Source organism: Streptacidiphilus sp. EB103A (genome assembly GCF_041261405.1).
GTDB lineage: Bacteria > Actinomycetota > Actinomycetes > Streptomycetales > Streptomycetaceae > Streptacidiphilus.
The window spans coordinates 138,438-148,838 of the sequence record NZ_JBGCAQ010000024.1 but is presented as its reverse complement, the minus strand read 5'-3'; the positions used below and the strand labels follow the sequence as shown (position 1 = coordinate 148,838).

Annotated in this window: 11 protein-coding genes; 7 read left to right on the top strand and 4 right to left on the bottom strand. The window is 71.3% G+C overall.

Annotated features, from left to right (window positions below; all coding sequences use genetic code 11):
• Positions 1–402 precede the first annotated feature (402 nt).
• A complete protein-coding gene (locus tag ABH941_RS33695; RefSeq protein WP_370133434.1) occupies positions 403–1,191 on the bottom strand; it encodes a class I SAM-dependent methyltransferase in 789 nt (262 codons plus the stop codon).
• 4 nt (positions 1,192–1,195) lie between these two features.
• Positions 1,196–1,657: a histidine phosphatase family protein gene (locus tag ABH941_RS33690; RefSeq protein WP_370133432.1), complete on the bottom strand. Its 462-nt coding sequence runs from the start codon at positions 1,655–1,657 to the stop codon at positions 1,196–1,198.
• Between the two features lie 85 nt (positions 1,658–1,742).
• Between ABH941_RS33690 and ABH941_RS33685 the strand changes: the two genes are divergently transcribed.
• From ABH941_RS33685 to ABH941_RS33665, 5 genes are all read left to right on the top strand, one after another.
• Positions 1,743–2,198, top strand: a complete 456-nt coding sequence (locus tag ABH941_RS33685; RefSeq protein ID WP_370133430.1) for a DUF3224 domain-containing protein — start codon at positions 1,743–1,745, stop codon at positions 2,196–2,198.
• 82 nt (positions 2,199–2,280) lie between these two features.
• Positions 2,281–3,687, top strand: coding sequence for a dihydrolipoyl dehydrogenase (gene lpdA, locus ABH941_RS33680; RefSeq protein ID WP_370133428.1), 1,407 nt, complete (start codon positions 2,281–2,283; stop codon positions 3,685–3,687).
• A gap of 41 nt (positions 3,688–3,728) precedes the next feature.
• Positions 3,729–4,106 carry a TetR/AcrR family transcriptional regulator gene (locus tag ABH941_RS33675; protein WP_370133426.1) on the top strand — a complete coding sequence of 126 codons (378 nt, stop codon included), beginning with the start codon at positions 3,729–3,731 and terminating at the stop codon, positions 4,104–4,106.
• A 47-nt stretch (positions 4,107–4,153) separates the two neighbouring features.
• On the top strand, positions 4,154–4,285 hold the full coding sequence (locus ABH941_RS33670) for a hypothetical protein (protein ID WP_370133424.1): 132 nt from the start codon (positions 4,154–4,156) through the stop codon (positions 4,283–4,285).
• Positions 4,282–4,974 (top strand): VC0807 family protein, encoded by a 693-nt coding sequence (locus tag ABH941_RS33665; protein ID WP_370133423.1) that lies wholly within the window; start codon positions 4,282–4,284, stop codon positions 4,972–4,974. Before ABH941_RS33670 ends, ABH941_RS33665 begins: the two co-directional genes overlap by 4 nt.
• On the opposite strand, the gene ABH941_RS33660 is transcribed toward ABH941_RS33665, so the two are convergent.
• Positions 4,923–6,110, bottom strand: a complete 1,188-nt coding sequence (locus tag ABH941_RS33660; RefSeq protein WP_370133422.1) for a benzoate/H(+) symporter BenE family transporter — start codon at positions 6,108–6,110, stop codon at positions 4,923–4,925. The two genes, ABH941_RS33665 and ABH941_RS33660, sit on opposite strands and share 52 nt — an antisense overlap.
• 74 nt (positions 6,111–6,184) lie before the next feature.
• Between ABH941_RS33660 and ABH941_RS33655 the strand changes: the two genes are divergently transcribed.
• Both ABH941_RS33655 and ABH941_RS33650 read left to right on the top strand, forming a co-directional pair.
• On the top strand, positions 6,185–6,766 hold the full coding sequence (locus ABH941_RS33655) for a helix-turn-helix domain-containing protein (RefSeq protein ID WP_370133421.1): 582 nt from the start codon (positions 6,185–6,187) through the stop codon (positions 6,764–6,766).
• A 98-nt stretch (positions 6,767–6,864) separates the two neighbouring features.
• On the top strand, positions 6,865–7,716 hold the full coding sequence (locus ABH941_RS33650; RefSeq protein ID WP_370133419.1) for a phosphatase PAP2 family protein: 852 nt from the start codon (positions 6,865–6,867) through the stop codon (positions 7,714–7,716).
• A gap of 92 nt (positions 7,717–7,808) precedes the next feature.
• Here ABH941_RS33650 and ABH941_RS33645 read toward each other — a convergent pair whose 3' ends face one another.
• Positions 7,809–10,304, bottom strand: a complete 2,496-nt coding sequence (locus tag ABH941_RS33645) for a glycoside hydrolase family 5 protein (RefSeq protein WP_370133417.1) — start codon at positions 10,302–10,304, stop codon at positions 7,809–7,811.
• Positions 10,305–10,401: the final 97 nt, after the last annotated feature.

Below are 10,401 nucleotides of genomic sequence, written 5' to 3'. Positions count from 1 at the left end.
TCATCGCCCGCGAGGTCTACCACGCCCTGACCAGCCACAACACACCCCAACCCGAACCCACCCAACCCACTTGACATCTATAGGAGCATCCCCAACGCATAGACAGTGACCCCAAAACCACCCCCGGCCCCGGAAGGAACGTTTCTGCACGCCACACCCCCGCCGACCCGCCGCCCGGCAACGACGCCCCGCCCCTGCCCCGGCTCCTCGTAGTCGCCGCGAGCGGAGCGAGCCACCCCAGCCACCCACACACCCACGCGCCCCACGGAACTGACGAACGACCACCGGGAGCGAACACGCACGTCAGAGACGGCGTCGGGACGGGGGCTCGGCAGCCAAACCCACCCCGCACCACCCCACCCACCTAACTCCGCTGCTGAGCGGGCGCGGAGGGACTGCGCATCAGGGGGCGCTGGCGACGAGCAAGGGTTGGAAGAAACCGCTGTCGCCGGGGGAGAGCCAGTTGATGTGCTGGAAGCCGGCGGCAGCGACCGCTGTGGTGACCTGGGCTTGGGTTAGGGCCCAGGAGGTGGTGCGGCGGGTGCGCACGGTCCAGTTGTCCGTCTTCGACGTGTCGTCAGCGGGGTGCAGTTGGAAGTGTTCCAGGTCGTAGCGTTCGCCGTCTTCGCGCCAGTGCCAGAGTTGGAAGCTGATCACGCGGCCCCGGGTGGTCTGGGTGACCTGGGGCGGAGTCGCCGAAGGGTGTTGGGCGCGGATCTCGTCGTAGGCCCGCATGCTGAGGAGCAGCAGGCCGTCGTTGCGCAGTGCGGCTCGCATGGTGAGCAGGGCTGAGGCGATGTCCTCCGGGGTGAGGAGGTGGGCCAGGGAGTTGTCCGCGCAGACGACGGCGTCGAATTCGCCTGGGGTCACCGGCAGGTGGCGCATGTCGGCGGCAGCGGTGGGCATGGCGAGGCCCCGTGACCGGGCTTCCGTACCGGCCCTCGCGGCGGCGTTCGGGCTGAGGTCGGTGCCGATCACCCGATGGCCTGCGGCCGCCAGGCCGATCGCCTGGGTGCCGATGCCGCAGGCGCAGTCCCAGATCCGCTGCGGGTGGTCGCCGAGTTCGGCACGCAGTACCCGGTCCAGTGCTGCGCCCTGGCGCTGGATGCCTGCGTCCCAGTCGCCGTACAACAGGTGGTAGTCGTCGGCCAGTTCGTCGTAGAAGGTGCGCACGGAGTGGGCATCGGTCATCCGATCACGCTAGTTCCCGGGCCGGGAGCTGTGAAGCGCCAATCTGGTTGCCATGGCGGCGGGTTGAGTAGCAGGGCGGCCAGATCTGCTCCGCCCAGCAGGGTTTGGAGGGCCCAGCGGTTGGGGGAGTGGGTGATGAACAGCAGCGTGGCGTCGGCGCCGTCCCACTCCTCCACCAGATCGTCGAGCAGGGGTTGAGTCGTCCGTAGTCGCACTCGCGCAGGCGCAGGTCCTGCCGCAGTGGTGAGCCTCCGTCCGGGAAGGCGAGTTGGGCTGTCTGGATCGTACGGTTAAGGTCGGAGGTGAGGACGGCGGTGAGGCCGACCCCTCCGTGATGCCGGAAGCCGAGCTCGACGGCCTGCTGGCGGCCCAGTTCCGACAGCGTGCCGGGGAGCCATCCGGTGGCGAGGCCGGCCTCGTTGTCCGAGGTCGTGGCATGCGACTCCACGATGATCTCCAGCGACATGGTCCGTCCTCTCGGTCGCTGTCACTGCCCCGGACTAGGGTTCCCGACAGGCAATCATCCAGCTCCAGCCAGTCAGGGAGACCCCATGTCCAGACGAGTCACCAGCGCGTTCACGATCGACAGCTGGGAGGGGGAACCAGAGGACTGGCACGGGGCGCAGTTGCAGCGCACCCAGGCTGCGAAGACGTTCACCGGTGAGCTCTCCGGGAGCAGCGCGTTGGAAGCGGTCATGCTCGGTGTCGGGGAGAACGTCTCGGCGTATGTCGCGGTAGAGCGTCTCGAGGTCGGGTTCGACGGCCTGAAGGGCAGCTTCTGCCTCCTGCACTCGGCCACGGCCAACGGGGACGACAACCACATGCGGCTGACGATCCTGCCGGGTTCCGGGACGGGTGATCTGGTGGGGCTGTCCGGGACTGCGGAGATCCTGCAGGGCCACGGGTTCGCGCTGGTGTACGAGCTGGAGGGCGACCCTGAGCGCGCCTCCGAGACCAACCCCCAGACCAACCCCGTGGCCACCCCCGCGACCACCCCCGAGCCGTAGCCTCGGCGTTTGCTGTGTGAGAGTCGGCACGCCCGCCCGGAATGCCGTCTCTGTTCCCTCCGGGCTGCCTAGGCTGTGGACTATGAGTACACATTTTGACGTCGTGGTTCTCGGTGCCGGCCCCGGCGGCTACACCGCCGCCGTCCGCTCGGCCCAGCTTGGCCTGCGGGTGGCGGTCATCGAGGAGAAGTACTGGGGAGGGGTCTGCCTCAACGTCGGCTGCATCCCCTCCAAGGCGCTGCTGCGGAACGCCGAACTGGCGCACATCTTCACGCAGGAGGCCAAGACCTTCGGGATCAAGGTCGAGGGCAGCGTCACCTTCGACTACCGCGAGGCGTACCTGCGCAGCCGCAAGGTCGCCGAGGGCCGGGTCGCGGGCGTGCACTACCTGATGAAGAAGAACGGCATCACCGAGTACGACGGTCGCGGCACCTTCACCGACGCGCACACCCTTGAGGTGGCCCTGCGGGCGGGCGGCACCGAGACCGTGACTTTCGACAACTGCATCGTCGCCGCCGGCGCCACCACGCGTCTGCTGCCGGGCACGTCGATGAGCGATCGGGTCGTCACCTACGAGGAGCAGATCCTCAGTGACTCCCTCCCCGAGAGCATCGTGATCGCGGGCGCCGGCGCCATCGGCGTCGAGTTCGCCTATGTTCTGCACAACTACGGTGTGAAGGTGACCATCGTCGAGTTCCTCGACCGGATGGTCCCGCTGGAGGACGCCGACGTCTCGGCCGAACTGGCCAAGCGCTACCGCCGGCTCGGCATCGACGTGCTGACCTCCACCCGGGTGGAGTCGATCGACGACAGCGACCCCGCCGCCAAGGTCCGGGTCACCGTCAGCAAGAACGGGCAGCAGCAGGTCCTGGAGGCGGACAAGGTCCTGCAGGCGATCGGCTTCGCGCCGCGAGTGACCGGTTACGGTCTGGAGAGCACGGGCGTTCGGCTGACCGAGCGGGGCGCCATCGACGTGGACGGGCGCGGTCGCACCAACGTGCCGCACATCTACGCGATCGGCGATGTCACCGCCAAGCTGATGCTGGCGCACGCCGCCGAGACGATGGGAGTGATCGCTGCCGAGACGATCGCCGGTGCGGAAACCATGGAGATCGACTTCGTGATGGTCCCGCGGGCGACCTACTGCCAGCCGCAGATCGCCAGCTTCGGCTGGACCGAGGCGCAGGCGCGCGAGCAGGGGCACGACGTCAAGGTGGTGAAGTTCCCCTTCACCGCCAACGGCAAGGCGCACGGTCTCGGCGACCCGGTCGGCTTCGTCAAGGTGATCAGCGACCAGAAGTACGGCGAGCTGCTGGGCGCGCATCTGATCGGGCCCGAGGTGACCGAACTGCTCCCGGAGCTGACGCTGGCCCAGCAGTGGGACCTGACGGTGCACGAGGTCGCGCGCAACGTCCACGCCCACCCGACGCTGGGTGAGGCGGTCAAGGAGGCCATCCACGGTCTCGCGGGGCACATGATCAATATGTGAGGGGCTTGTCGCTTGTTATTCGCACGAGGTAGAAATTACTTGTGCGAGTAACCAGCGGTGGCTCCAGGCAGCCCGCGCCGCAGCCGCAGCAGCGGTCGCTGGCGGCGACGGCGCGTCGGGCACAGATCGTGGCGGCGACCATCGAGGTCATCGCCGAGGAGGGGTACGCCCGGGCAACCTACAGCAGGATCGCCCGGCAGGCCGGCCTGTCCAGCACCCGGCTGATCTCCTACCACTTCGGCAGCCGCGACGAGCTCATGGAGCAGGTCCTGGTCGAGGTGGGGACCGGGGCCCGGCGGGCGATCGGCGAGAGGGTGGCGACCGAGACGACCGCCACCGGCGGGACGACGAGGGTGGTCTGCGGTACGGACCCGAGCTCTCGGCCGAAGCCAATCTCACCGAGCTGGAGCCGATCCTGACGGACGGTCAGCAGAGCGGTGAGTTCCGTGAGTTCGACGCCCGGCTGATGGGGCTGACGATCAAGTCCGGGATCGACGTGGCGATCGTCCGGATGTTCCAGCCGTCGGGGCTGAGCGTTGACGAGTGCGTGCGGGAGATCACCACCTGGGTCGGGCTGGCCACCAGGAGGAACCCGTGACGCCCTCCGCAGCCGAGCCCGCATCGGCACCGCCTCCGCCCCCTCCGCCCTCACCGCCCCCACGACGGCGCACGGCGCTGCTCCTCCTCGCCGATGTGGCCCTGCCGATCGGTGCCTACTACGGTCTGCGCGCCGCCGGCCTGAGCATCTACACCGCCCTGATCGTCTCCACGCTCGTTCCGCTGCTCAGCGCCCTGCTCCAGTACCGCCGCGAGCGCCGGCTGGACGGCATGGCCGCCTATGTCGGCGCCGTGATGCTGCTGGCGCTGGCGGCGTCGCTGGTCAGCGGCAGTACCCGGTTCATGCTGGCCAAGGACGGCTGGGTGACCGGCGTGGCCGGGCTGTGGTTCCTCTGGACGGTGCGGTCGCGGCGGCCGCTGGCCTTCGTGGGAGCGCGGCCGTTCCTGGAGGGCCGGTTCCGCTCCGATGGAACGTCCTGGGACGTCCTCTGGCAGGACTCCGCGCGCTTCCGGCGGATCTGGCGGGTCTCGACCGCGATCTGGGGTGTGGCGATGATCCTGGACGGCGCGGTGCGGGTGCTGATGGCGTACACGCTGCCGGTCGACGCCGTACCCGGTCTCGGCGGGCTGCTGTGGCCGGTCACCCTGGTGCTGCTGCAGGTCGTGAATGGCGTGTACTACGAGGTGGCGGGCCTCTGGCGGATCACCCGCTCCAGCCCCAGCGCGTAGAAGACCAGTCCGGCCGCCAGACCCCAGAACGGGGAGCCGATGCCGAGTGCGGTGACCCCCGACGCCGTGACCGCGAAGGTGACCACCGCCGCCTCGCGCCCCTTCTCCTCGGCGACCGCCGCGCCCAGGGCGGAGCCGAGGGTGCCGAGCAGGGCGAGCCCGGCGACCGCCTCGATCAGCAGCGGGGGAGCGGCGGCCAGCAGTGCTGCGGACAGCCCGGCGGTGAGGCCGAGCGCGATGTAGAGCGCGCCGGCCGTCACCGAGGCGATCCAGCGGCGCCCCCGGTCCGGATGGGCGTCCGGACCGGCGGCCAGAGCCGCCGTGATGGCGGCCAGATTCACCATGTAGACGCCGCCGACGGCTCCGGCCGCGGTCGCCAGTCCGCTGCCCAGCAGGGCGGTCCGGAACGGCGGCCGGTAGCCGAAGTGGGTGAGCACGGCCAGGCCCGGTATGTTCTGCGCGGCCATGGTGATCACATACAGCGGCAGTGCGATTCCGGCGACGGCGCCGAGCCGGAAGTCGGGTGCGGTGAAGGTGACCGACGGCAGCAGCCCCGCCCCCGCCGCGGACAGGCCGGCCGGGCGCAGCGCCAGCGCGGCGATGGCGACGGCCAGCGCGCCCGGGGTGGCCCAGCGCCGGGCGAACCGGGTGAGCAGGGCCCAGACGGCGATCACCGGCAGGGCGAGAGCGGGAAGCTGGACGGCCGCATGGACCGGTGCGAGGCACAGCGGGAGCAGCACCCCGGCCAGCAGCGCGGTCGCCAACGGCCCGGGTATCGCGGCGATCAGACGTCCCAGCCGCGACCACAGTCCGGTGAGGGCGATCAGCAGCCCGCTGATCAGGAAGGCGCCGACCGCCGCCGGATAGCCGCCCGCCTGGTGCCCGGCGCTGACCAGCAGCGCGGCTCCGGGCGTGGACCAGGCGAAACTCAGCGGCTGCCGATAGCGCAGTCCCAGGACGACGGCCAGGCCGCCCATGGCGAGGCAGAGCAACAGCAGCCCGGATTCGGCCTGGTCCCGGTCGGCTCCCACGCTGCGCAGCCCTGTCAGTACCACCACGAACGTGCTGGCGAAGCCCACCACGGCGGTCACCAGGCCCGCGCTCAGCGGCCTGCTCAGGTCCTCCACGCGCCTCATCGCTCGCCCTTCTCCTTACCCATTCCCCGCCGTTCCGTTTATGGAACGATAGGGCATCGGGGATACTGGGCGCCATGGTCGAGCGGGACGGACAGGACCCACGGGACACACGCGGGAAGCGGTGGACGGCGGACACCGCCGCCGGCACTGGGCTGCTCATCCGCCGGCTCAGGACCGAACGCGGCCTGAGCCTCTCGGAGTTGGCCCGTCGCGCCGGTATCGGCAAGGCCACGCTCTCCGGACTGGAGACCGGGACGCGCAATCCGACGGCCGAGACCCTCTACGCCATCGCCGGCCAGCTGGCGGTGCCGCTCGCCGCACTGCTCTCCGCACCGGACGCGGCCCCCACCGTCGAGGGCGAGGCGGTGAGCGCGACGCTGCTGGAGGTGTTCCGTGACGGCGCGGTCAGCACCGAGCTGTACCGGCTGACGATCCACCCGGGGGCGGTCCAGATCTCCCCGGCCCATGCGCCCGGTGTCGTCGAGTACCTCACCGTTTTCTCCGGGACGGCCCGGGTGGGGCCGGTCGCCGCCACCCGGGTGGTGACCGCGGGTGAGCACGCTTCCTGGGTCTCCGACGGTCCGCACAGTTACGCGGCGATCGGCGGCGACCCGGTCGAGGCGAGTCTGCTGATCCGGCACCCGCTCACCGACTGACCAGCCTCACGCGGACCACCCCGCGCGGACCACCCCGACCTGCGGGCTGTCGGTGCCGGCGGCTACGGTGAGGCAGCAACGGGGAAAGGGCACCCACCATGCAGAACCTCACCCTGTCCTGGCAGTCCGCCGGGGCGGTCGGTGCCGCGGTGTACGCGGCGTCCGTGGTGACGCGCCGGTCCGGCAGGGTCGGCGCGGGGCTGGTGCTGCGTGAGACCGCGACGGTGCTCGGCCTGTTCGCGCTGTGGCAGTTCGCCGGGCAGCTCAGCGTCATGGGGACGGACGGCGCGGTGGCGCGCGGCGAGTGGATCTGGAGCGCCGAGCGAAAACTCGGGCTGCCCAGCGAGTACACCCTGCAGCAGTGGGTGCTTCCGCACCCCTGGCTGGTGCAGGGCGCCAACTACTACTACGCCACCATGCACTTCGGCGCCATGGTCGCCCTGCTGGCCTGGGTGTTCCTGCGTCATCGGGAGTCCTATGCCTGGGTGCGGACCACCCTGATCCTGGTCACCGCCGCCTCGCTGGCGGTCCAGCTGATCCCGGTGGCGCCGCCCCGACTGCTGCCCGACGGAGGGATGGTGGACACGGCCCTGGCCTACGGGCAGTCGGTGTACGGGACGACGGTCGCCGGGCTGCAGGCGGACTCCTACTCCGCCATGCCCTCGGTGCACGTCGCCTGGTGTGTCATGGTCGCGGTCGCCGTGGTGCGGATCAGCCCCAGCCGCTGGCGCTGGCTGGTCGTCGCCCATCCGGTCGTCACCGTGGCCGTGGTGCTCGTGACGGCGAACCACTTCTGGCTGGACGGGGTCGCCGCGGTGGTCCTGCTGCTGCTCTCCTACCTGGTGCAGTGGATGCTGCGACGCCTGGTGCGGCGCCGGGCCGACGGCGGCGAGGGCCGACCGCCCCGAAGGGTGGCCGACCCCCACACCGTCAGCGAACCGGTGGGCTGAGCCGCGGCACGGCCGTCGGTACGGTCCGTGAGATCACCGGAGACCGTGAGATCAGCGGTCCGGGAACGCCGGACAGCACGCCCACCCCGCTGCTAGCGCACGGTCAGCCCGTAGCTCCCTGCGGTCCGCCCCGTCACCCGCCAGCCCCCGTCGACCTTGGTGACCTCGACGCTGGTCACCCCGACCGGCTGCACGACCGGTCGCGCGCTCCCCGGGAACCACGCGTCGAGGGCGCCCTTGCCGCTGCCGGCCAGGAGCAGACTGCCGCCGTCCACCCGCCACTGCGTCAACTGCCCGGGTGCGGCCCGTGGATAGGGCCGGTCCAGGACGGCGGTGACCGCCGCCGTCACCGGGAGGTCCTTGCCGGTGGCGCAGTCGACCCGGACCACGTTGCCCGCTGTCACTACGTTGCCCGCTGTCGCCGTGTTGCCCGCTGTCGCCGCCCCGGGATCGCTCTGCGGATCGCCGCAGGCTTGCTTCCACGCCCAGACGGCATCGCCGACCTGGTGGGCGTCCGCGGCCTCGACGAAACGTTTCTGCTTGGCTGAGTCCGCGGTGCCGTCCCCGAACCAGCCCCACGCGCCGATCCACAGCGGCATGCCGTACGCGTTCGCCTGCTGCCTGGCCAGGGTGAAGCCCTGCTCGATCGACACCAGGTCGATCCCGGTGCCCTGGTCCAGGGTGGTCGACTCGTTGTAGAGATGCGGGGCGAAGACCAGATAGGGATCGTCGGAGAAGCCCTGCGGCGGCGCCGCGTCGAAGCCCAGCCCCGACCAGAGCACGCTCGGCTCGATGAACACCAGATGCGGGAAGCCGCCGGACTCCTGGGCGCGGATCTCCCGGACCGCCCGCTGGTAGTAGGCGCCCAGCAGCACCGACGAGGTCACCGGTGCGTCGTCGCCGACACCGGGCTCATTGAGCAGGCCGTAGCCCGCCACCGCCGGCCCGTCCTTGAAGGTGGCGGCGAGCAGGCCCCAGGTGCGCACCAACTCGCCCTGGATGCCGTCGACATCGTGGTAGAAGTCGGTGAAGGCGGTGGCCACGGCCGCCGGTGCGATGTCCCGTTTGCCGAACTGGCAGCGCGAGGCGCCGTCCGTCTGCGTCGCCCACTGCGGAGCGCCGTCGTGGCCGAGCAGCGGCGAGGTGCCGGACGGGCAGACCGTTCCCGCCGGTGCGCCGATGTACCGGCTCCAGGCGTCCTGCTGCATGTTGATGTCGGTGTACATCCCATGCGCCGCCGCCATCGCCACGGCCTGCTGGACGCGCTTCAGATAGCCGGTGTCCCAGTGGCCGCGCTGCGGCTCCAGCAGCGACCAGGAGATGTCGAGCCGGACCACGTCGAAGCCCAGCGCCGCCATCGCGGCGAAGTCGGCGTCGCTCAGCGGCCGTACCGTCTGCCTGCCCGAGGCACCGGGGGCATAGTCGACCAGCTGGTTGACGTTGACGCCGCGCAGCAGGACCTGCCGCCCTTCGGCGTCGACGATCTGCGCGGGCGTGGACCCCTGCGCCGGGCGCACCGTCAGGGCCGGCAGCGGCTGCCCGGCGGTGGCCGCCGCCTCGGCGGTGAGGACGGGTGCGGTGCTCGCCTGGGCCGGGGTCACCACGGACAGGCTCCAGGAGGCCAGCGCTAGCACCACCGCCGAGCTGACGACCGTCACCACCCGCCTGCGGGCCATCACGTCCAGGGCCCGGCTGAGCAGCAGCAGCGTCGGCAGCACGCCCCAGCCGAACGCCAGGCCCAGCGAGAGCCCCGCGCCGACCCGTACCGCCAGCTGCGGCGCGACCAGCCATCCGGTCGGCAGCGCCAGGGCGGTCTGCACCACCCCGGCCGCCGCACCGCCGCCCATCGCCGCCAGCCAGCCGCCGATCAGCAGCCGGGTCGGCCGCTGGTACCGGAAGTGCCGGGACGAACGCACCAGCAGCACGGCCGAGACCACGGCGGCGACCACCAGTTCCACCGCGAACCGGCCCGGGCCCAGCGGCAGCGACCGCAGGTTCAGCCGCTCCCCGTAGAACGCCCCGGTGGGGGAGCCCTCCCAGAGCAGCGGACCGACCAGCGGTCCGATCAGGGCGAGCGGCAGGGCGGTGCCGGTCAGCGACCAGCGCGGTCCGAAGCCGGTAGCACTGGCCCCGGCGCGGGCGAAGACCAGTGCGGCCAGGCCGGGCAGCCAGCCCACCAGCAGGGCCTGTTCGGCCGTCAGGCCGGAGGTCCAGAGCGCGACCCGGGCACCCTCCCGGGTCGGCACCTCGACCAGCAGCTGCAGGCCCCGGGCCAGTCCGGCGGCCAGTGCGGTCGTGCCCCAGACGCGCAGCAGGGTCCGCCACCGTCCGGCGCACTCGCCGACGCTGACGGCAGCCGTCCAGCCGGTGACGGCGGCCGCCACCGGGAGGAACACCGCAAGCCCGGCCAGTGACCAGAGGCCGTGCACCGGACCGGTCCGCAGCTGGGCCCGCGGCACTAGCGCGAGCAGCCCGGTGGGGTCGAGCAGCGCTTCGGCCGTGCATGCTCCGAGCAGTGCCAGGGCGGCGCAGACACCGGCGCCCGCACGGCGGGTCCGGGAGGTGGCGGGGTGGTCGGATCGGGGCATCGCATGATCGTAGGGAAGCGCCCCCGCAGGCACCAGGGCACACACAATCCCCACGCAACTGCTGCTACGGCCTGTTGCCGCCTGCCACGCCCTGCCA